We start from the raw sequence: 23791 nt of genomic DNA, 5'->3' as shown, positions 1-23791 counted from the left end.
CCCCCCTTATTACCATAAGCCGTTTTTAGAAATTTTCTTTGCAAGTGCATTTACAGTTACCAGTAAAACTAGATTTATGATTGAATTAAATAAGCCAACGGCAGTGGCAAAACTAAAGTTCGCATTCAACAAGCCTATTTTGTAAACATATGTGGCTATTACTTCAGATGTAGAAAGATTAAGCGGATTCTGCAATAAAAAGACTTTTTCAAAACCAAGCGCCATTATGTTGCCTACACTTAAAATGAGGATAATCGTTGCAACAGGCATGATACTCGGTATGTCGATATAAATAATTTTTTGAAGCCTTGTGGCCCCGTCAACCTTTGCTGCTTCATAATGAGACGGATCAACTCCTGATAGCGCTGCCAAATAAATAATTGCAGAATACCCTGCATGCTGCCACACATCTGACCATACATAAATGTCCCTAAACATTTCCGGCATACCAAGAAAGTTAATTGATTCAAGTTCAAAATGACTCAAAAGTTGATTAACGATTCCTAGTCTTGGAGAAAACATTAATGTTAACATTGAAACGATGATAACAGTTGAAATAAAATAGGGCGCATACGTCACCATCTGGACTGTCTTTTTAAATATGCCATTACGAATTTCATTTAAACAAAGTGCCAATAGAATTGGTATAGGGAAACCAACGGCTAAAGCATACAAACTTAGGAAGAATGTATTCTTTATAAGCACCCAAAACTGCGGATTATGAAAAAAGAGCTCAAAATGTTTTAATCCAACCCACTCGCTTCCCCAGATTCCTTTAACAACACTATAATCTTTAAAGGCAATAACGGAATTGACCATCGGTATATACTTAAAAATAATGAAATATAAAACCGGCGGGATGACCAGAAGATAAAATTGCCAGTGTCTTCTAAAGGATTTTTTTGCCTCGCCCAAGATGGTTGGCTTTACTTTTTGGGTACTTGAAGCTGGTAAAGCCCTATTTGATATCTCGACTTTCAACTTAATCACTCCTATCCTCATTTTTGTAAACGCTGTCATCATTTCGGCTGCTAAACTGGTTTGAATGTAACATGAATTACTGCTCCTTCATAGGTACAATTGATTTTGTCAGGGACAATTAAGAAATAAATGAATAACATACTAAGGACAATCGTTATGAGAATAAAGAGGATTCGTCTTTGGGAGGCTGACAAAGAAAATGAGGAAAAATGTTTAAAAGGTACAATTGATTTTAGAAGGTACAATTAAATTTTCATGTTAATTTTCCTGATAAAATGGAAAATACACAAAAAAACAAATAGAATAAACTCTATTTGTTTTAAAATGAAATTTATGAACTTGCTTGCTTCTTACTTTTACTATTTATTGTTCCATCGTTATAACTGATTGTTTGCCTATAGACTTTTGGAGTAACATGTAAAACCCTTTTAAAAGCCCTGCGAAATGAATGAGCAGAATTATAGCCGACATGAATCGAAATTTCCTCAATTGTCTGATCGGTCGTTACTAATAGCTCTGAAGCTTTATTTATCCGGATTTTTTCAATATAATCTGAAACAAATTCTCCTAATTGCTCTTTAAAAAGCTGTGAAACAAACTTTTCAGGAAGACCTATTTTTTCAGAAATCCGATACAAAGATAGGTCTGGATCGCTATAGTTATCTTCCAAAAACTTCATAATTAATTTTATTGCATGATCATTCGTTTCTCTTTTCTTTTTATTAACTAGGTTGCAAAATTCTTCAGTTAAATTCTCAAAATCTTTCCATACTTGTTTAATTTCCTGCTTCAGTTGAACTTGTAAAACTTTTTTTATCAAATCCTTTGATTGATCAGAACCCTGATACATATTTGAGTCAAACGTTTTAATTAGTGTAGATTTAATCTCTTCAAGAAGCTGTTCTGCAATCTTAGGCGATAAATCCCTTTCGCAAAAATTTTCCCGGAAAACTTGTTCCAATATTTGATTTACTTCATGTGACTCTCCGGTTTTAATTGCATTCACAAGCCGAAGTTCCAGATCAATAGGATAATAGAAGATCGAATTTTCCTTTTCCATATCTTTGTACCATAACATTTTGCTTCCATCCATCAATGTGAAGGTATAATCCAAAGCCTCTTTTGCTTCATGATAGGAACGGCTAATGTCAAGATAATTCCTAAAGGATCTGCCAATAACAGCTGATATCGAAATGCGATAAGCCCTCTCCATCGATAAAGAAAGAGTATGAATGATGCGTTTTATTTCATTTGCTGCATCCTTCTCTTTTTCTCTATTAAATGAAAAAATAACAATTACCTTATCCGAATGTAAATCAGTCAAAACGATTGTCGGTTCTAATTCTGTAAGGGTCCGTTTAATAATAAGACGTGCAGCACCCAACTCATCATGAATCTCTTTATTTTCCATATGGCCATAACCATTTATTTTCAGGATACCGACATATCCAACATCACCTTGAAAGTATACTTCTAATTGTTCTGTACGATCCTTTATTCCTTGTTGGGTAGGAAATTCTCCATTTAATAAACTCTTTATAAACGAATCCTTTACGATTTGCTTCTGACTCGTTAATTCACTTTTAAGCGATTTATTATTTGATATAAGATTGGATATATTTCCATGTATAAAATCATATTCGTTTTTATGCTTTGAAACATCTGAACCAATATGCTCTCTTACTACATCCATCAATTTATGGATTGGGGTGCTGTTCCGATATGCTAAAAACAAACAAAGCAACATACCGATTAATAATGTGCTCCCTGTGACCATCCATGTCATATGTTTAATAATTTCTGCTTTTTCCATTAAACCTTGCTTAGGTATTCCGGCAACATACTGCCAGCCGTTAAAATCTGATTCTGCTGATATTAACATTGTTCCATTTTCTAGATACTGATTTGTTGAGCCTGCTTGCTTTTTTAACTTTTCGACGATCTTCTTCGTTTGAGATTCATCAATTCCTACCATTGTTAGTGGATTCCCCTCATTGTCCGCAATAAAGGCCCAGCCTCCATATTGTTTTGATAATCCTTCTAACAGAGAGCCAATTTTTCGGTGATCTATCGTAATAACAGATGTACCTAATGGTTTATTAAAGCTATTTATAGGCAGTGACTGTACATAGGTGATAACAGAAAGATCCTTTTTATTACTCGTATAGGAACGAACGGGTATAATCTTCCCCTGATGATTCCCTTCCAAAATTGTTTTTTTCCATTGATCGAAGGAAAGGTCATTGTAATGATAAAGTTCATAGAAATGATCGACTCTGAAAAAGACGGAACCATTAGATAAAATAACATTATAATTTTTCAAATAAATATAGGAGTCCGTTAAAAAATCGTTCGTATGAGCATAGGATGAAATATAACGTGACGTTTCTCGCAAACTATATAAATCAATTGGGCCAGATTCTGCTGTTGCACTTAAATGCTCATTAAAATCTTCTACTGATTGAAGCTGCCTGGTAAATCTCTCCACTTCCATCATCCGATTTTCTAAAATCTCCTTACTCTTTTTCAAAATCAACATGCTTGATTCGATGGAACTTGACTTTGCAACATTGATTGACACTTGGTAAGATACAAATCCAGTAATAAGTGGAAATAAAAGAATGATAACATATGAAAGCAAGAACTTCCTGAATGTTTTTGTTAATTTCTTCTTTAGCATGTAGTGATTCCCTCCAATCCATTAAAGTCAGCATTTAAGATAGCGCTTTCATTTCATTTAATGTTCTTCATAAAACCTCTATTCTTTGCTAAATAAACCCACTCCTAATAGTATTTTCTATAAAATTGGAGCATTTCCCTTTTAAACTATATATTCTGATTGGAAGAATCGTTTTTTCTGTAAAAGAAGTAGTATCATGGGGTGGTTTAATACAGGAATATCACCTGTTGAAAATCATATGATATCTATGCAGATTTGAAAGAATAACTACATTGATAGTTTTAAAGTTTTTGCATGATAAAAACCATCAGTTCCATTTTGAGATGGTTTCCATATAAATTGATCCTATTTTCACTAAAATTTATCACAACTGTTTTGATATAAAAATGACTTATTCTGATATTTTTATACCTTTTCATGTTATTAGTCATGTATAATCAAACTAAAAAGGACCCTATTAAATGAAACCTTTGCGTAAGCAATTTAATGATCAATCTCATTTTCCTTTTTCTATCGTCTATAAGGATACGAAAAATCCTCAGAATGAACTTCCCGACCATTTGCATGATTGGCATGAAATTGTCTATGTTTACAGCGGGAAAGGGATTTTTTTTATCGATCAGTCGTTTCATGAGATGCAAGCTGGAAACATCTTTATCATTCCGGGTAATACGATTCATCGTGCATTTCCTGACAAAGAAAACCCTATTACCTCAACAGCCATTTTTTTCAGTCCGTTATTAATCCATACTCCATTGCTTGAACATTCTTTTACCTATTTGATGCTGGCAGATCTATGTAAGAAACATAAATCATATAAATTCACATTAGATCATAATGTTTTAAAAGAGATCGAAGCTTACATAGACAAAATGAAGGATGAAGTTAGTCAAGCAAACCATGATAGCCAAGAACTGATCATTCATTGGCTTCATATTATTTTGGTATACTTAAATCGAAATTGTTTAATCGACAGGGAGACTGAAAAGAACCCACAATTTGAACCAGAGTGGGTTCGAGCTGCACTCCAATACATCGATCAACATCTCGATACGAAACTAGAGTTAGATTTTTTAGCAAAATATGCTGCAGTTTCACCTTCACACTTTAGCCGTGTATTTAAGCAGTTAATAGGAATCAGTGTAACCGACTATATCACGACAAAACGGATCATCAAGGTGAAGGAATTGCTTTGGAATACAAAGGATAAGGTGAATATACTTGCAGAACAATGCGGCTTTCAAAGTATGCCTTATTTTTATCGGACATTTAAGAAGCATACGGGGATGACACCGAAGGAATATCGGAAAAAGGCAGTAACACTCTGACAAATTTTTATGAAATGAATGCGAAAAGGAAACAACCCTTATGCGAGTTTATATGCTAAGGGTTGTTTCCTTTTTCACTTATTTTACCTGTACTTGTTGCTCTGTGATAAATACTGCTTGCTCTTGCGCCCTCAAGCATAATTCTGCTGCTTTAAAGGCATGAGCCTGAGTCATTGCATTTTCTGTTCGATTTATGCAATCCAGGATTAACTGGCCAAAGAACGGATACCCAACCTGGCCGGAAACAGTGAAATGCTGCTCTCCGTCTTTATTCACTAAATAGACATGATTTCCCTTTTTGTCTCTGGCAAGATCCACGTATTTACGGATTTCAATGGTACCTTCTGTTCCAATAATAAAAGTTCTTCCGTCACCCCATGTACTTAATCCATCAGGTGTAAACCAATCTACGCGGAAGTAATTTGTTGCGCCATTATCTCCAACCAAGGTGGCATCTCCAAAATCATCTAACTCAGGGTATTCTGGATTATGATAGTTTCCAATTTTACTATGCAAAACTTTTGCATCCTTACAGCCGGCATAGAATAAAAATTGCTCAATTTGATGGCTGCCAATATCACATAAAATTCCGCCGTATTGCTCTTTCTTAAAAAACCAGTCCGGGCGGCTTGGAGCATTAAGACGATGAGGTCCAAAGCCGGTAACTTGAATCACACGGCCGATTGCTCCCTTCTCGATTAATTCACCAGCATAAACAGCTCCTTCCACATGGAGTCGCTCACTATAATAAACCATGTACTTTTGGCCAGTTTGCTCTGCTACTCTTTTTGTTTCTTCAAGCTGTTCAAGAGTTGTAAAAGGAGTTTTATCTGTAAAATAATCTTTTCCCGCTCGCATCACCTGATTACCAAGCTCACTCCGTTTTGAAGGAATCGCTGCAGCAGCGACAAGCCTGATTGAATCATCGGATAATATTTGCTCTAATGACTCTGCTGGCATGACATCAGGAAAAGCCTTGACAAACCCAGCTACTTTTTGAGGGTCGGGGTCATACACCCATTTCAATGTTGCCCCTGCTTCAATTAACCCGTTGCACATGCCAAAAATATGCCCATGGTCAAGAGCAGCTGCAGCAAATTGAAACTCTCCTTTTTCAACTACAGGATTTGGTTTCCCTTTTGGTGCATAGTTCATTCCATCCTTCGTCATTGTTTAATCTCCTCTCCTTAATGCGTTCCTGACACATCTAAATTCACTTTTTCTACGTTCTTTTTTTGAAAAGATGAATTCTTAATTTTTTCTTGCAGCATTTCATAATAAAGATCTGGATCAACCGGTAATTCTACCGGCTGGTTAAGCCAAGAGGATAAATAAATTGCATTAGAGATTTGAACTCCCTTGATACCCTCTTCACCAGGAGCCAGCAGTGGTGTACCATTTGTAATTGAATCAATCCAATTTTGAATAATCCCTTGATGTCCTGCGCTTTTTCCATTAATAGGAATATCGATCGTCCAGCATTCAGGATTTCCAAAACCACCTTTATATGTTGCGTTAAATTCCCGTTCAGATTGAGTTAGGCGGTAAAAGGTAAGCTTATTGTTTTCCACAACCATCTTCCCGCGGTCACCAGCAATTTCAAAACGGTTTGTTCCAGGTGCCTCACCAGTAGAGGTAATGAATACTCCTGTCGCCCCGTTTTCATATTCTACATATGCTGTGATATCGTCCTCAACCTCTATATCATGGTATTTTCCATAGTTACAAAAAGAATGAACTTTCTTTGGCATAAGCCCTGTAGTCCACTGCCATAGGTCTAATTGGTGTGGGGCCTGATTTAATAAAACACCCCCGCCTTCACCTTGCCAGGTTGCCCGCCATTCACTTGAATCATAATAACTTTGCGAGCGATACCAATCGGTAATGATCCAATTCGTACGTTTAATCTCACCGAGTTCACCAGCTTGAATCAGCTCGCGCAATTTTTGATAAATCGGATTTGTCCGTTGGTTATACATTATGGAAAAGACTTTGCCGCTTTCTTCAGCAGCTTTATTCATTTCAGCGACATTTTTCGTATAGACACCTGCCGGTTTTTCAATAAGAACATGCATACCCTTTGAAAATGCCTTCATAGCAAGCTTCGGATGATCATAATGCGGAGTAGAAATCAGGATTGCATCAATTCCAGATTCATTTAAAAAGGCATCTTCATCTCGAAAAATCTGCACATCGCTTTGTGAATCGCTTACTAATGATTCGAGTTGATCTTGAAATGGGTCACATATTGCCGTTAGAATAGCTCCGTTTATTTTTCCTTTACTTAAAAGCTTTACATGCGATCTGCCCATATTTCCAATACCAATAACGCCAACTTTAATTAAATTCATCTGCCTCACCTCATCATCTAAATTTATTTGCTCTCATAAGAAACCCTACAGTCTAGAATTCTCTTTTTCCTTTACTTGATCTGCAAATTTCTTTAAGTTTCGCAGACTTGTTTCTAGGCATTCTAATGGCGGGTGTTCACAAACATCCTGTTCAACTGCATACCATTCAATACCATTTGCTTCACCCCATTGTAAAATAGGAATAAAATCTATAACACCTGTTCCTACTTCTGCAAAGGTTTGCCGCTGATCATTTGTCATATCCTTTAAGTGGATGATCGGCATCCGGTTTGCATAAGGAGCTATATATTCAAGCGGATCTCGGCCGGCCTTTTTCAGCCAATATACATCTATTTCTGCTAGAATCCTATTATCATCTGATGGATCTAGCAAATAACGGAGGGCATCCTGTCCATCTATTTGGGTATCAAATTCAAATGCGTGGTTATGATAGGAAATTCGATATTCAGGTGCTTCGTTTGCAATCTGGTTCAGGATCCTTTTTATTTCTTTGTACCCTTCTGGAGTTTTCAAATCAGCTGGAACCGATGGAAGAATAATATCTTTTGTTCCATATAATTCTGCTTCTTTTAATACACCATTTAGGTCATTTTTTAAACGGTCTAGAGATATATGCATTCCAACTGCATGTAAGTTATTTTCTGTTAACGCCTGTGCCACTTCGTTTTGATCATAACCTTGAGGCAAAGCGGAAATTTGCACACCTGCCCAGCCCATATCTTTAAGCGTCTTAAATAGCGGGCGGATACCTTCCTTTAATTCCTCTCGCAATGTAAAAAGTTGTGCTGCAAATTTTTGCTCCACTTTAAACACTTCCTTTATCTATTTTTTAGACGGATTTGGCGGTATTCTTTTGCCGTTACCCCTGTTTTTTCTCGAAAGTATCGACTAAAATGTGTAGCGCTTTCAAATCCGGATTCAAAAGAAACATCCTTTAATGGTTTAAGCGGTTCCATTTCGAGTAAGTATTTTGCCTGTGTTAGACGGCATTCCATTACATATTCCATAACCGTATAGCCTGTCATTGTCTTAAACACTTGAGCAACATAAGATCTGCTTACATTCAGATTGTCTGCGATACTCTGCAAAGTCAATTTGTTCATAAAATGATTTTGGATATAATCTGCAATGTTTTCAGCATGCACGGCTTTATCTTCTTTTTCATGAGGGATTTCAATTGAATTCATCCTTCCAAGCTTATGAACACTAATTAAAGCCTGCAGCAGCAATACCTTCATTTCTGTCTCCGCTTGGATATCTGGGAATTCAGCCGTTCGATGTAACTCAGCAAGGCGGCAAAACACTTTCTCAAGTTCTTTTGATTCTTCATTTTCATTTGTTCTTATTAAACAATTGTGTAATGTTTGAAAGGTTTCAAGTAAATACATTCCGCCCATTTCTATCAAAACACCTTTGATCCAATGAGGGGAAAATTGAATCACACTTCGCACATATTCACTCGTGGGACTAACATTTGGTTTATGTAAGGTCAGGCCATCCATGACCAAAATATCCCCGGGCTCTAGATCATAAATTTGATTGTGAATTAAATATCTGCAATCCCCTGCATGGAAAAAATAGATTTCATAATCCTGATGTGAATGATAATGGAACGGACCATTCCACTTATTTCGATAACTAGCTGTCACCATTTCACTCAATTCATTCAAACCTCCAATGAATCTAATATTATTATAGTGAAAACCATTAGTATATTCATGGTCTCAGATTATCTAGTTTTCTTTTAAAATTATCTGAGCGTCTTTTGATTTTTTGAATAAGTATTCTTTAGCTTTTTAGTTCAATGTATACGTCTTTTCTTCCTTTTATTTAACTATAAGCAGCGGACGCACATCACTCAACCTAAGGCAAATAAAATGAAATGTATAAGACAGAAAACTTAGCATAAAAAGGTAAACTTTCTTTAACAAAAAACTTGGCCGTCTCTATGACTAACCAAGTTTCTGCTGCAAGTTTTCAATTATTCAATCGCTTCCTTTTTGGATCCTTGGATTTTCGAAACCTTTTGATAATAACCTGCGAAGGAGACAAAGGCTATTAGTGAACCCATAAAAAACGGTATAAGGAAGGTAAACATTGTTAAGCTGACATATATGATGATTCCGTTAAGCACAACCACCAATATATTATTAAAAGGATAAAGTAAGGTTAAGAAAAATGAATTTTTAAGATTCTGAAAAAACTTCAAATCTGCGTGAACCGTATTTGCAAAAAAAGTAAGCGCAAACAAAAACAAAAAGAAAAATCCTACTAAAAAGATAGAGCTTAAAATAACATTAACTTTAGAGAAGAAATAGAAGTCAACTCCCCAGATAACCCAAATGAGAGAGAAAATAAGACCTCCAGACATACTTCTTACATAGTTTTCCTTATAATATGCCCAATACGATTTAAATAATGGGACATCATGCTCACCCATCACCCACTTTCTCACAACCCCAAACATTGCTGTTGTTGCTGGAAAAAAGAAAAAAGGAGCCAAGACGACGATGGTTGCTAATAGCATAAATAAAACGGATGAGTTACTTGCATAAAGTAAAGAAAGAGCCAAATAACAGATTGGCAGATTAAATCCTATCCATAGTAAATTTATCACGGACAATCGCATAACCCATTCAAATATTCGATTTAGTCCACCCATAAGATCCGTCATTACAATACATCCCGCTTTCTGAATATTCTTTCGTCTATTATAGCATTAATTTTCATTGTATTATATCTAAATAATGACTTTTCTTACATTAATATTCTATTAAACTTGCTTGCTGCTTAACAAACAGTTGCTCGCTTTTAAATTTTTCCTAAATCCTTCTCAGCGCATAGCCATCTGCAGGTTCTCATATGTTACATTGTTTCTGCAGAAGTCACATTTAAGAATCTATTTAACAAGTGGACAAATCTATAAAAAGTGTTGCATCGCTTCCATAAAAAAATAGTGCCCTTACCCTTTACTTCCCAGAATAAGCAGCACTATCTATTAAAGTTTATTATTTTAATTCATCCATCTTAACAGCATCCATATCTGTGAACGTATAATTTTCCCCAGCCATTGCCCAGATGAATGTGTAGTTGCTTGTGCCCACACCAGAATGGATTGACCATGGCGGAGAAAGAACAGCTTGTTCATTTTTCACAACAAGGTGTCTTGTTTCTTTTGGCTCACCCATAAAGTGGAATACGCGGGAATCTTGATCCATATCGAAATAGAGGTAAACTTCCATACGGCGGTCATGAAGATGTGCCGGCATTGTGTTCCACATGTTGTTTGGTTCTAAAAGAGTCATACCCATCATTAATTGACAGCTCTGAATGCCATCAGCATGGATGTACTTGTAAATAGTACGTTTATTTGACTCACTGTCAGAGCCTAAATGATTTGGCTCAGCATCTTCGATCGGCGCTTTTTTTGTAGGATATTGTTTATGAGCCGGTGTTGAAACGATATAAAATTTAGCTGGATCAGATGCATTGCTGCTTTCAAATAAAACTTCTTTATTGCCTAGTCCAACATAAAGACAATCTCTTTTATTTAATGTATATGCCTGACCATCTACTAATACGGTTCCTTCTGCCCCAATATTAATGATGCCTACCTCGCGTCTTTCTAAGAAATAATCAGTTTTTAATGTTTCTTGATCTTCAAGCTTAAGCGCTTGCGAAGTTGGGATTGCACCCCCCGTTACCACACGATCGTAGTGTGAATAAACCAGGTTAATTTCCCCTTGTACGAAAAGTGAATCGATTAAAAAGTCACTTCTTAATCTTTCTGTTGTATACGATTTAAAATCTGCCGGATTTGTAGCATGTCTAATTTCCATTATTTATTTCCCCTTTCGAAATTAAAAATTTTAAAAGCATTCATTTGAGCTTTGACACCAAGATTTGAAAGAATAGCCTCGGCAAGGAACCTATTCAATTATGTTCCGCCCTATGCTTATAAGAGCTGATCAAGACGCTTGCGCTTTCGTTAAGAGCTCATCCATCCTCCATCAACACATAAAATATGACCATTCACATAGCTGGAAGCATCAGAGGCTAAGAAGACTACTGCACCTTTTAAATCGTCTGGGGTGCCCCAACGTCCTTGCGGAATTCTTGATGTAATGTATTCATTTCGTTCAGTATTCGCGCGAAGCTGTGCTGTATTGTCAGTTTCCATATACCCTGGCGCAATCGCGTTTACGTTAACACCTCTGCTTGACCATTCATTTGCAAGTGATTTTGTTAAGCCGGCAACAGCATGTTTGCTTGCTGTGTATGCTGGTACTCGTAACCCGCCTTGGAAGGAAAGCATGGAAGCAACATTGATGATTCTGCCTGAACGATTTTCCAGCATATGTCTTCCAACTTCTCTGCATAATTGGAAAACAGCATGCTGATTCACCTTAATCACTTCGAACCAATCATCATCCGTGAAGTTCTCTGCTTCTGCTCGCCGTATGATTCCTGCATTGTTTACTAAAATATCAATCTTGTTTGTAAAAGATAAAGCTTCAGAGACTAATTTTTCTGCGGCCTGATCTTGTGAAAGATCAATTTTAACTTCGTAGAATGTGCCGCCAATTTCTTCGATTTTTTTACGAGTTCCCGACATATCACTCATCCCGGCACCAATAACAGCTGCCCCTGCTTCAGCAAGTCCGACCGCCATTCCTTGGCCCAATCCGCGGCTGGCGCCAGTTATTAAGGCTACTTTGCCTTGTAATGAAAAAAGAGATTCCATTTCCTAGCCTCCTCTAAATAAGTGCGTAATTGTTCAATTTCGTTCGTTGTGGTTTGATTATAACACAAATAAAAAAGATGACAACGGTTAATTGTTCGTTTGTCATCTTTTTTTGGTTTTTTATTAAATTTCAGCCATCTGTAATGTAATATTTTGGGTTCCAAGCATTTCCTTTACTTTATCATCCAATCTTGAATCCGTTACAATTTCATTCACTTCTTCCAAAGAAGCAAATTGAATAAGTGCTACCTTTTCAAATTTTGTCGAATCTGCAAGCAATGTTACATGGTCCGCACATTTTATGATTTGCTTCTTCCAATCAGCATGGATGCTGTTTATGACAGTCAAGCCATGTTCCAGAGAAACACCTGTTGTACCAAAGAACAATCTGTTTACCCTGATTCTTTCCAGCATCTCTGTTGCTTGAGCCCCGATTAAAGAGGATGAATAATTAATCCTTGTGCCGCCCAAGACAATCAACTGAACATTATTTTTATCCAATAAAACATTGGCTATTTTTAAATCATTTGTAATAACCGTTATTGGGAAATCCCCAAGTAATTCAGCAACTGCAAGTGTCGTGCTTCCGCCATCCATTAGAATCGTCTCATTAGGCTTAATTAGCTTAACTGCCTCTTTCGCAATCGCAAGCTTTACCTCACTATGACGAGATTGCCTCTCAGCAATTGGGAGCATTCTTCCTTCTTCTTCAACAATGACTGCTCCTCCATGAATTCTCTTTAAGAGACCTCTTTGCTCCAAAAGCTCCAGATCTCCTCTAACCGTTTTTTCTGTCACTTCTAATAACTTGCTAAGTTCCGAAACCTTAACAATTTTACTTTTATCTAATTGTTCGATTATTCGTTCATGCCGTTCCACTGAAAGCATTGGTAATCCCCCGTAAAAAAACTATTTAGTTTTTATTATAGAACAATTTCGAACAAAAACAAACGTTTATTTTTCGGGAAATGAACGAACAGATAATTAATCGGACAAATTTCCAAAATAATGCAGTTTTTTCGGTAAACAGACTAGTAAAAAGAGACTGCTTATTAAAGATAACTAAAATTCAAACATTACTTTTACCAAAAGTGTACTGAACTTCCCCTTAATTTTGAAATCCCTTCTACAAAATAGTAATCGCCGTAGATCAGAGGGGTATTAATGTGAGTACCCCCCGGGAAGTTTGATGTTCCTTTTGTAATGAGTCCCTCTTCATTTGAATCCCACGCACCATAATGAACATCTAATGAATGCAAAATACGTTCTGCCGCATTACGATACAAATTAGCTTCTGTTTCAGAGACCACCTTTGAAAGTTCAATTAAGCCACAGGCAGCACATGCTCCTGCAGAACTGTCTCTTGGCGCATTTTCATTAAGAGGTGCTCGAAAATCCCAATAAGGTACAAAGTCTTCAGGGAGATTGGCTATGAAAAAATGCGCTGCTTGTTTTGCCCCATTTAAATACCGTTTTTCTCTTGTATGCAAATATGAGTTTACTAGACCATAAATGGTCCATGCACTTCCTCTTGACCATGCCGAATCTTCAGAATAACCCTGTCCACTGCGAGCACCAATTCTTTCCCCTGTTTCCGGGTCAAAACATAGTATATGATAACTAGATCCATCTGGACGCAGGAAATGCGTAAGCACTGTATCGGCATGTGCCATTGCTATATGTTTAAAGCGAGGATCATTCGTTGTTTCCGATGCCCAATACAAAAGGGATAGATTCATCATTGTATCAATGATTGACCATCCTGAACGGTTGCCGTTCTGCTTATCATCATGCCATGCACGAATATATCTTCCTTTAAGATTGAAGCGGCTGGCAAGCTGACTAGCAGCCATAAATCCCCTATGCCGTGATTCATTGCTTCCCGTGATTTGATAGTTTGCGACAGCTGACAAGCCCCATATAAAACCAGAATCATGATGTACAGACAGGTCATAAAGAGATTCATCAAGCCTTAATTCACATTCTTCAGCAATCCTCTGAAGCTCTGTATCTCCATTGTCTGCTACAATCTGCCATAATATCCCCGGCCAAAAACCAGCTGTCCACCATGAGGAACGCATCGAATCATATACTCCATCAACAGATGCATGAGGAAAGCTTGTTCCTATACGTCTGCTACTTTCTTTTACCTTATGATAAATTCTCTCCCAAGTATCATTTGACCATTGTTCTCCACTATTCATAAAGCTCCCCCTATGTTATAAATTCTAAACGTTAAATTGGCTTCATCTTTTATAGTCTTTTAGATTCTTATTATCACAGCGACACTTTCTTCATTGATTGGAAACCACGTATAGGTTATATACCTTTCCTTTAACTGTATAAAATTCAAGAGTTGAATTCTGCCAACTCCCTGATACAAACTCGTTTTCACACATAATAGAAAAAGGAATATCAGTACGTATCCGACAGGTACCACTTTTATAAACTCTCATTTTTGCCGAATGCAATGCTCCTTCTTTCCAAAAAATATCAAATTCATAACCTCCTCGTGCCCGCAGTCCTAGGATTTCCCCTTCTTTCCAAGCCTGAGGAAGTGCAGGAAGTAAAACAATTTCTCCAGCATGTGACTGCAAAAGCATTTCTGCAATTCCAGCGGTTGCTCCAAAATTACCGTCAATTTGGAATGGCGGATGGGCATCAAACAAGTTTGTATAAACGGAGCTGGTTAATAGCAATCTAATGTTCTCATAGGCAACATCTCCCTCTCTTAACCGGGCCCAGAAATTAATCATCCAGGCTCTGCTCCAACCGGTATGGCCTCCTCCATTGATAAGCCTTCTCTTCAAAGTTCTCTTAGCTGCCTTGGCTAATTCTGGTGTATGAACCGGATGGATCATTTCCCCGGGATGCAATGCAAACAAATGAGAAATATGGCGATGTCCGGGATCTTTTTCATCATAATCCTCAACCCACTCCAAAATCTGTCCAAACTTTCCAATATTTATCTTAGGCAATCGCTCTTTAATTTCCTCGATCTTTGAACAAAACTCCTGATCAATCTTTAACCTTCTACCGGCTTCAAGGACAGCTGTAAACAAAAAATGCAGGATTTGGCTGTCCATTGCCGGACCCATACAAAGATTACCCGATATACCATCAATACGGATAAATGTGTTTTCTGGAGAGATGGACGGTCCAGTCAATAACAATCCATTCTTATCTTCTACAAGATAATCAAGGAAAAATTCCGCCGCTTCCTTCATTACTGGAAAGGCTCGATCCCTAAGAAAGACTTCGTCCATTCCGAATCGGTAGTGTTCCCATAGATGCAAAGACAGCCATGCCGCCCCCATCGGCCATATTGAGGCACTTAGAGGAATCCCTTCAATATGTGTTTCTCCCCAGATATTTGTATTGTGATGAGCGACAAACCCTTTACACCCATAAACCTCCTTGGCTGTTATCCTGCCTCTTTCCCTCATTCGTTCGATCAGATCAAACAACGGTTCATGACACTCTAACAGATTGCATACTTCAGCAGGCCAATAGTTCATCTGTATATTGATATTGATTGTATATTTAGACTCCCATGGTGGAGTATATTTATCATTCCAAATTCCTTGTAAATTTGCCGCCAGACTTTCCGGTCTTGAGCAAGAGATGAGAAGGTACCTTCCGTATTGGAAAAATAAGGAGACCAAACCCAAATCTTCCTTTCCTTTCTGATGACGCTTTAACCGCTGATCAGTTGGGAGCAGATTACACTCTTCTTCAATTTCCGTTTCCGAGAGCCGCAAGGAAACACGGTGAAATTTTTCCTGATATTCAGCAATGTGTGCATCTTTTAATTCTGAGTAAGATTTGCATGCAGCGGTCTCGATCCGCTGCATGCAAACTTGTTCGGGAACTTCATATCGATACGTCGTTGCTGCAGAAAGGAATAAGGTTACGGCGCTGGCATTCTCGATGGATATGAAATCTCCAAGTGTATTGACACTCCCGCCCTCATTTACTGCTTTTACTACAGTTCGAAATTCTACGCCATCACGCCCACAGTCCCCACACATCATGATTGTATCGGAGGAAATTGCCCTGCTGCCTCCGTCAAACGGACGGCGCATGAAATGGACGCCAAATGTCAAACCATTTGGCTTTTCACTCTCCAACCGAACAACCAATACTTGATCAACAGCACTGCTGAAATATTCACGGTAAAAGCTTGCTCCGTTTAAGTTATAGCTAACGCTTGCAATTGCCGTTTCCAAGTCCAAGCTCATTTGGTACCCTTGAACACAACCTTTCTCTTCGAGGAACCATAAATACATTTCCCCCAGAGGCTGATACGGGTTTAAGTATCTTGGCTGTGAGAGCATAGTCATTCTCGCAAGATGTTCAGCCTCTCTTTGTTTACCTTCGAATAATAATTGGCGAATTTGCGGCAAATATTTTCTGGAATTGACATTATTGGCCTTCTTCGGCCCTCCATACCAGACAGAGTCCTCATTTAACTGAATTTTATCTTGGTGGACCCCGCCAAAGACCATTCCTCCTAATCGGCCGTTACCGATCGGTAGTGCTTCCTCCCACTTTTTTGCAGGTTGCTTATACCAAATTAGATTGCTAGTCTTTATTTTTCCCACTCCCTGCTTTTTTCAGCTATTAATCTATCCTTAAGTGAAATTAAGAGCATCACCCTTTTAATTAATGGGTACCATGGACGTTAAGCGTAATATTTTCAATTTGCTTCTTCGAATGGGCAGATTCTTTTATTTTCTCTTGGAGTTTCGTATAATATAGGTCTTCATTAATAGGGAGCTCCACCCAATTATCTGTCCAAGCAGATAGATGCATAGCATTTGATATTTCTAACCCTTTTATCCCTTCTTCACCTGGTGCTAAAAGTTTTGTGCCGTTCTTAATAGCATTGACCCAATCGATGGTGATTCCTTTATGTTCAGTTGACGCCCCTTTTATAGGGATATCAATTTTCCAGCATTCTGGTTGGCCAAAGCCGCCTTTATATTCCTTGTTAAATTGTCTTTCCGATTGTTTTAATCTCCAAAACGTTAATTTTCCATCTTCAACAACTACTTTTCCCCGATCTGCTGAAATTTCATAACGATTCGTTCCCGGGGCATCCCCTGTAGAGGTAATGAAAACTCCAGTTGCACCATTTTCATATTCGACATATGCAGTTACATCATCCTCTACTTCAATATCATGAAATTTACCGAATCCACAGAAGGCACGTACTCGTTTTGGCATCATTCCACATGTCCATTGCCACAAATCAAGCTGGTGCGGATCTTGATTTAAGAGAACACCGCCACCTTCTCCAGCCCAGGTTGCCCTCCAACCGCCAGAATCATAATAACTTTGCGAACGGTACCAATTTGTAATAATCCAATTTGTCCGTTTGATTTCTCCTAATTCCCCTGTCTGAACAAGTTCTCTTAATTTTTGATAGACGGGGTTTGTCCTTTGGTTATACATAATCCCAAATACCTTATCAGACTTTTTCGCTGCTAAGTTCATTTGGCGTACGGTTTTTGTGTACACACCCGCAGGCTTTTCACACAAAACATGTAATCCTTTTTTAAACGACTTAATTGCTAATGTCGGATGATCATAGTGAGGAGTTGCAATAATTACAGCATCTATTTCGCTTTGAGCCAAAAATTGATCTGGGTCATCGAATACTTGAATATCCTCTCCCAATGTTGTTTTCGCCCATTGTAACCTCTCATGATTTAGATCGCAGACTGCAGCTAAGTTTGCACCAGGAACTTCTCCATTGTTCAAATATACAGCGTGTGCACTTCCCATATTTCCAATTCCAATAATGCCAATTTTGATGTTTTCCATCCTATCATCCCCTTTATTTCGTGCTTGTTTGAAGCTGATTAGACATTTCTTTAAGGTTGTCTAAGCTTTTTTGCAGACTATCCATCGGATTTCCAGGGCATTTATCTTGTTCAACTGCATACCATTGGACACCTGAGCTTTCACACCATTTTAAAATTGGGAGAAAATCAATTTTGCCTGTGCCAACTTCTGCAAATGTTTCATGGTCATCCTTTGTCATATCTTTTAGGTGGATGATTGGCATCCGCTGGGCATATTTTTGAATGAATGACAGCGGGTCCTGACCACCTTTTTTTACCCAGAAAACATCAATTTCTGCTAAAATTTGATTCTCAGAATCAGGGTCTAACAAATATTCAAGTGCCGATTTCCCCTCAATTTCCGTTTCAAATTCAAATGCATGATTATGATAGCTGATTCTAAACCCTTCGGCTCTTCTTGCGATGTCATTTAACCTTTCCTTTACATATTTGTAGCCTTCAATTGTGCGGATTTCCTGAGAAATAAATGGGCACACAAGATCCTTCGTATTGAATAGCTTTGCTTCAGCTAATACATTTTCAAGATCCTGTTCCAATCTTTCTAAAGATACATGCATGCCAGCGGTACCAAGGTTGTTTTCTTGCAATGCTTCTGAAACCTCATATGGATCATACCCAGAAGGCAAAGCTGAGATTTGTATACCCGCCCATCCCATCTCGCTTAACTTTTTAAATACTGGCTTAATTCCCTTCTTTAATTCTTCTCTTAAAGTAAATAATTGAGCAGCAAACTTATTTTCCATTTTATCTCTCCTTCATTTTAATAATGATTTATTACTCTCAGACAATTGAATAAAGCTTCTCATTAGTCCATTCGCCATAGAGGAAGGATTCTAGAACCACTATTTTTTCTTGTGCTGCTTTTAAAGCCACAATACCTGCTGACGTATGGCTATATTTCTTCTAACCTCTTGATCGGTAGGATCTCGGTCGAGAGATTTCCAAAGTTTGATATATTCCGATTCTCCAGTAGCGATTCCTGCAAACAACAGGAAAGATACTCTTGCCGGCCATCCCTCAAAGTGTTCAATATCTTGGTCAAACTTCCATGTTGATTTATCCTTTAAAAAAGGAAAGAGAAATTCTATTCCTTTACGTATCGATCTTCCATCCTCTAATTGAAAGTCCCATAAGTTATCTTTATCAGAGGATAAAATATGGCAAAGTGTCACCAAATTGTCCAACACAAATATAGAATAGCTATAAGGCTTTGTACGAGCCAGTTCCAAAGGAAAACTCCCATCTTCAGCCATCTGTTGCGGGATAAGTACGGATTTATATTGCTGAATGCAGTAATTTATCATATCTGAATCTTCAGTAAATTTAGCGAAGGCTGCTGCCTGCACGTACCAGCATACACTGTGATTGTTTTTAGCATTCATTTCTTCTTTTCCATATGGATGTGTACTCATCCACTCTAAATATTCTGAGAACCATCGCTTTAGCCCTTCCAAGATATCCGGCGTAAGTGCAAGTGATGGTTTAATTGCTCGAATAGCCATCGGAATATCGATCAAATGCAACGTATCGATAATTCCAATACCTCTTCCCGTGCATATACCAGGAATCGCCTGTGCGTATAAAAGATGTGGATTCATTCTTGTTTTTTCGTCCAGAAAAAATTCTTTCAGAAAAAGCACGGCTATTTCGGCATATTCCTCTTTTTCAGTAAGAAGATATCCCGCAGCCAAATTTGCCGTATTTGTTCTCATTCTTCGCAATATTTGCCGGTGTTCATGAAATACATTTGGATAAGATTGACCATCCCTCTTTATGTAAGGCAATCCGTTCTCCGTATGTGGATTTGGCCACCAATAATCACCGTTTGAGTAATAATCATGAATACTCCCTGGACTTTTATCGCTATAAGCATCGGTAATATGCACTGGCTTCTCACTTAGTGAATGATTAGCTTGTGTTAAAATCCAGTCTCTTTCTTTTTCGAAAATATCATTGACTATTTCTCTACTTTTCAACTGCATATTTTTCCTCCTCTCAAATCTTGCTCATTTTCACTGGCATGATGAGGCTAGGACATATGGTTGCTTTTACTCTTTTATCCCCCCAATCATGACACCCTTTACAAAATACTTCTGTAAGAATGGATATAAAAGGAGAATCGGAACCGTTGCAATGATGATGGTTGCATATTTAATGGTCTCGCCAATTGGCATAGCATCAGCAGATCCTACTCCTGTCATCATGTTACTTGTATCATTAGCAATTAAAATTTCACGCAGTATGAGCTGCAGCGGGAATAGCTCACGATCTTGAATAAAAATCATCGCATGGAACCAAGAATTCCAATGATATACGCCGTAGAACAACAACATAACTGCCACAACAGGCATTGATAATGGCAAAACAATTTTGAAGAGAATCGTAAAATCATTTGCTCCATCAATACGTGCAGATTCTTCTAAGCTTTCCGGAATCGCTTGAAAGGCTGTACGCATAATGATTAGATTGAATGCACTAACTGCTGTTGGTAAAATTAACGCCCAACGGGAATCAAGCATTCCTATTTCATTTACAAGGAGATACAACGGAATAATTCCACCTTCAAAAAACATCGTAAAGACAATCAGAAACATAATGACGTTTTTCCACATCACATTTTTCCGGGAAAGAGCATAAGCACCAAGTGATGTTAAAAAGATATTAACCGTTGTCCCCACAATTACATAAAAGAGTGTGTTAAGGTAGGCTGTAGAGATCATAGGATTTGTAAATACCATTTTGTAGGCATCTAGTGTAAATCCTTTTGGCGCGAGCATAATACCACGTAACTGTGCTACATAAGCAGGGTCACTTAACGAGGCAAATAAGACGTAAACTAACGGATAAAGTGTAACAATAGACAAAATCGTCAGGAATATTGTATTTCCATAATCAAAGATTCGCTCTCCAATTGACCTTTTCATCATTTAACCATCAACTCCTTTACCATAGTTTCGTGTCACTTACTTTTCTAGCAATGCTATTGGCTATAACTAATAAAGTAAATGCAATAATGGACTTAAATAAACCAACTGCCGCACTAAAGCTAAAATTGCTTTCTAATATCCCTTTTCGATACACATAAGTTCCGATGGAATCTGCCGTTTCATAGGTTGTTGGATTATACATTAACAGGATCTTCTCATCCCCAACGGTCATAAATTTTCCGATGGCCAAAATTAACAAAATGATCACGGTCGGCATGATTCCCGGTATTGTAATGTGCAGGATTTGCTTCCAGCGGTTAGCTCCATCCATTTTGGCTGCCTCATATAACGTCGGGTCAATATTTGACATCGCCGCAAGAAAAATAATGGAGCTCCAGCCGACATTCTGCCAAATATCTGATGAAATAAACAGCGTTCTGAACCAACTAGCTTCTCTCATATAGGCAACAGGTTCAATCCCAAATAAAAACACCAATATGTCATTAATAACTCCATCTCTTGCTGTAAAATCAAATAAAATACCTACAATTACCACTAGGGAAACGAAGTGAGGCATATATGTGATCGTTTGGATACTCCGTTTAAACACGCTGCTCCTAACCTCGTTAAGTAATAAGGCCAGAATAATACCTGCCGGAAAGGCAAAAATCAAACTATATAGACTTAATAGAATGGTGTTGCGCAATAATCTCCAAAAATAGATGCTGTTAAAAAACTCTAGAAAATTCTCAAAACCTGTCCAGGGACTTCCTAAAAAACCAAGAGCTGGTGAATAATCTTTAAAGGCGATTTGCAAACCGTACATCGGCCCGTATTGAAAGATTAAATAATATAAAACAACAGGTGACAACATGAGGTAAATTAATTTATTTCTCTTGAAATCTTTTACTATTTTTTTATTTAAATCTGTTATTTTGATTCGAACTCTGCTTTTTTCTTTTACCTTAACCGTGCTTGACTCATTCCCGATAACTGGCAATTTTATCACCCCTATTTATTAAAATTGCGTGGTTTAAACAGTGAATGTCGTGTTCCGAATTTCTTATCACGACATTCACATCATTGATATCTTTCAATTAATCTGGTTTTCTTTTAAAGATGACTCTTGTTAACTTGGTCCTAACGCTTGTTGTATCGATCTAAAGCATTTTGTTGAAGCTCAATCGCTCTTTCGATTCCCATACCTTTAAGCGTTTCGACGAACTCTTCGAATTTATCCATAGATGTGTCGCCCATAATGAATTTTATAACCATTTCATCATAATATGTTTCAAGGTCACTCATAATAGAGGCATACTCCTCATTTTCCTCAGCTGTCATTGTGATTGGAGGCATATTAATCTTGTTTTCTGCGGATTCATCCCAGATTTTAATCGCCTCTTTCTGTTCCGGCAACTCGGCATATTGTTCAATATATCGCTTGTCTTGGACGAATGGACCGTTATACGAAGCTCTAATATATTTTCCTGCTGCTTGAGTAAATGGAAGACCATCTGGATTCTTTGTTATCTCTGCTGTATAGGCTGGATATCCATCTTTCATTTCATAGCTGACTCCTTCAATCCCGAAGTTAAATAGCATATGTCCTTCCTCAGAGTAAGCAAAATCAAGCCATTTCACAATTTCCTCTGGATTTTCTGCTGAAGTTGTAATAGCAGCCATTGCATTCCCGGGAATTGAATTGTCCTTTTGTCCCATTGCAGCTTTTTGGCCTTCTTTTAAACCAGGATGCGGTGCAGGAAAAAGTTCGAAATCAGGATACTTCTCTTTCATTAACCCCGTATATTTCCCAATACCGCTGCCTGTATATGAATATAGGCCTGCAAGCTGATTCCCCGTCATTTTTGCATCCCTTAATTTCGAATCCATTGCAGCAAAATCAGGGTCTAGCAAGCCTTTTTCATACCAGCTGTTCATCGTAGTAAGAAATTCACCGAATTCAGGTTGAATTGAACCAAATTTAACCGTACCGTTATCATTGTAGAACCAAGGGCTGATCCCCCATGCACTTGCAAATGCACCTGTACCTTTAATATCTGCTAACTCCAGTAAAAGCGGGATTTCATCTTGCTTGCCGTTACCGTTTGGATCCCCTTCCTTAATAGCAGTCAATACTTCTTCAAATTCACTAATCGTGGAGGGAATGTCTAATTGAAGCTTTTTAAGCCAATCATTACGCAATAAAGGTCCCATAAATATCTTCAAAGATTCATCTCCACGTATAAATGGAAAACTATAGATATTTCCGTCATCTGTCATGATCATTTTTTTAATATCCGGGTGTTCATCTAAATATTTTGAAAAATTTGGTGCATACTTCTCAATCAACTCATTTAGCCTTATAATGGTACCATTTTTAATGGCATTGTCAGGGCCTTTTGGAACAGTCAGCCAGCTATACTCAATGACATCAGGCAGATTTCCAGAAGCAATCATTAAGTTAAACTGTTCGGTAACTTGATCGCCTTCACCTGATGGATGCTTGAATTCAACCTTTGTTCCGGTTGCTTTTTCGATTTCTTGATATACCCCTACATCATTTAAGCTTTTAGATGTTACTGAAACATTTGGATTTAACTCTACCCAATATGTAAGCTTCTCAGGATAACCTACATCCTCTGGGTTTGGACCTTCTTTAGTATTTGTTTCTGCTGGTTTTACTGTTTGTTTATTAGAGCATCCAGCAATTCCTAAAGCGAATACCATCAATAAAGATAATAATACAGAAAGCGTTTTCAATTTCTTTTGACCCAATGTAAATCCTCCTTTTTCAATTTCTTATTTAAGTCAACTGACTTGTCTTTAGCATAAGAAAAAAAGACAGGATCGTATATAATACATCCTTTTGATTGATTAACAGACATATAG

19 protein-coding genes are annotated in these 23791 nt (G+C 37.7%); 1 reads left to right on the top strand and 18 read right to left on the bottom strand.

Translation table 11 applies throughout. From position 1 onward, the window contains the following. Positions 1–9 precede the first annotated feature (9 nt). Together WQ54_RS26340 and WQ54_RS26335 are read right to left on the bottom strand one after the other, a co-directional pair. The gene (locus tag WQ54_RS26340) at positions 10–915 is read right to left on the bottom strand and encodes a sugar ABC transporter permease (protein ID WP_046589099.1); all 906 of its coding nucleotides are present in this window, start codon (positions 913–915) and stop codon (positions 10–12) included. 397 nt (positions 916–1312) lie between these two features. Then, entirely contained in the window at positions 1313–3661 is a 2349-nt protein-coding gene (locus tag WQ54_RS26335) for a helix-turn-helix domain-containing protein (protein ID WP_046588924.1), read from the bottom strand. 461 nt (positions 3662–4122) lie between these two features. Here WQ54_RS26335 and WQ54_RS26330 point away from each other — a divergent pair, with 461 nt between their 5' ends. Next, entirely contained in the window at positions 4123–4989 is an 867-nt protein-coding gene (locus WQ54_RS26330) for an AraC family transcriptional regulator (protein WP_046588923.1), read from the top strand. Positions 4990–5067: 78 nt separating this feature from the next. Here WQ54_RS26330 and WQ54_RS26325 read toward each other — a convergent pair whose 3' ends face one another. From WQ54_RS26325 to WQ54_RS26250, 16 genes are all read right to left on the bottom strand, one after another. Next, complete coding sequence (locus WQ54_RS26325) at positions 5068–6159, bottom strand: Gfo/Idh/MocA family protein (RefSeq protein WP_046588921.1); 1092 nt, start codon at positions 6157–6159, stop codon at positions 5068–5070. Positions 6160–6176: 17 nt separating this feature from the next. Next, a complete protein-coding gene (locus tag WQ54_RS26320) occupies positions 6177–7340 on the bottom strand; it encodes a Gfo/Idh/MocA family protein (RefSeq protein ID WP_046588919.1) in 1164 nt (387 codons plus the stop codon). 45 nt (positions 7341–7385) lie between these two features. Beyond that, a complete protein-coding gene (locus tag WQ54_RS26315; RefSeq protein WP_046588918.1) occupies positions 7386–8165 on the bottom strand; it encodes a sugar phosphate isomerase/epimerase in 780 nt (259 codons plus the stop codon). A 14-nt stretch (positions 8166–8179) separates the two neighbouring features. After that, the gene (locus WQ54_RS26310) at positions 8180–9013 is read right to left on the bottom strand and encodes an AraC family transcriptional regulator (RefSeq protein WP_046589097.1); all 834 of its coding nucleotides are present in this window, start codon (positions 9011–9013) and stop codon (positions 8180–8182) included. 329 nt (positions 9014–9342) lie between these two features. Further along, entirely contained in the window at positions 9343–10035 is a 693-nt protein-coding gene (locus tag WQ54_RS26305) for a YesL family protein (RefSeq protein WP_046588915.1), read from the bottom strand. A 334-nt stretch (positions 10036–10369) separates the two neighbouring features. Then, complete coding sequence (gene kduI / locus WQ54_RS26300; RefSeq protein WP_046588914.1) at positions 10370–11200, bottom strand: 5-dehydro-4-deoxy-D-glucuronate isomerase; 831 nt, start codon at positions 11198–11200, stop codon at positions 10370–10372. A gap of 149 nt (positions 11201–11349) precedes the next feature. Beyond that, a complete protein-coding gene (gene kduD, locus WQ54_RS26295) occupies positions 11350–12105 on the bottom strand; it encodes a 2-dehydro-3-deoxy-D-gluconate 5-dehydrogenase KduD (protein ID WP_046588912.1) in 756 nt (251 codons plus the stop codon). 123 nt (positions 12106–12228) lie between these two features. Further along, positions 12229–12993: a DeoR/GlpR family DNA-binding transcription regulator gene (locus WQ54_RS26290; protein ID WP_046588909.1), complete on the bottom strand. Its 765-nt coding sequence runs from the start codon at positions 12991–12993 to the stop codon at positions 12229–12231. Between the two features lie 194 nt (positions 12994–13187). After that, entirely contained in the window at positions 13188–14309 is a 1122-nt protein-coding gene (locus WQ54_RS26285) for a glycoside hydrolase family 88 protein (RefSeq protein WP_046588907.1), read from the bottom strand. A gap of 90 nt (positions 14310–14399) precedes the next feature. Continuing rightward, a complete protein-coding gene (locus tag WQ54_RS26280; protein ID WP_052737982.1) occupies positions 14400–16709 on the bottom strand; it encodes a glycoside hydrolase N-terminal domain-containing protein in 2310 nt (769 codons plus the stop codon). A 61-nt stretch (positions 16710–16770) separates the two neighbouring features. After that, a complete protein-coding gene (locus WQ54_RS26275) occupies positions 16771–17934 on the bottom strand; it encodes a Gfo/Idh/MocA family protein (protein WP_046588905.1) in 1164 nt (387 codons plus the stop codon). Between the two features lie 13 nt (positions 17935–17947). Further along, positions 17948–18718, bottom strand: a complete 771-nt coding sequence (locus tag WQ54_RS26270; RefSeq protein WP_046588902.1) for a sugar phosphate isomerase/epimerase — start codon at positions 18716–18718, stop codon at positions 17948–17950. A 120-nt stretch (positions 18719–18838) separates the two neighbouring features. Continuing rightward, positions 18839–19957, bottom strand: a complete 1119-nt coding sequence (locus tag WQ54_RS26265; RefSeq protein WP_046588899.1) for an alginate lyase family protein — start codon at positions 19955–19957, stop codon at positions 18839–18841. A 66-nt stretch (positions 19958–20023) separates the two neighbouring features. Then, a complete protein-coding gene (locus WQ54_RS26260) occupies positions 20024–20899 on the bottom strand; it encodes a carbohydrate ABC transporter permease (protein ID WP_046589093.1) in 876 nt (291 codons plus the stop codon). A gap of 19 nt (positions 20900–20918) precedes the next feature. After that, positions 20919–21776: a sugar ABC transporter permease gene (locus WQ54_RS26255; RefSeq protein WP_084822346.1), complete on the bottom strand. Its 858-nt coding sequence runs from the start codon at positions 21774–21776 to the stop codon at positions 20919–20921. Between the two features lie 266 nt (positions 21777–22042). After that, positions 22043–23677: an extracellular solute-binding protein gene (locus tag WQ54_RS26250; protein WP_331435249.1), complete on the bottom strand. Its 1635-nt coding sequence runs from the start codon at positions 23675–23677 to the stop codon at positions 22043–22045. Positions 23678–23791: the final 114 nt, after the last annotated feature.

The sequence above is a fragment of the Bacillus sp. SA1-12 genome, from assembly GCF_000981385.1.
GTDB lineage: Bacteria > Bacillota > Bacilli > Bacillales > Bacillaceae > Metabacillus.
This window is presented reverse-complemented; position numbering and strand designations above follow the sequence as displayed.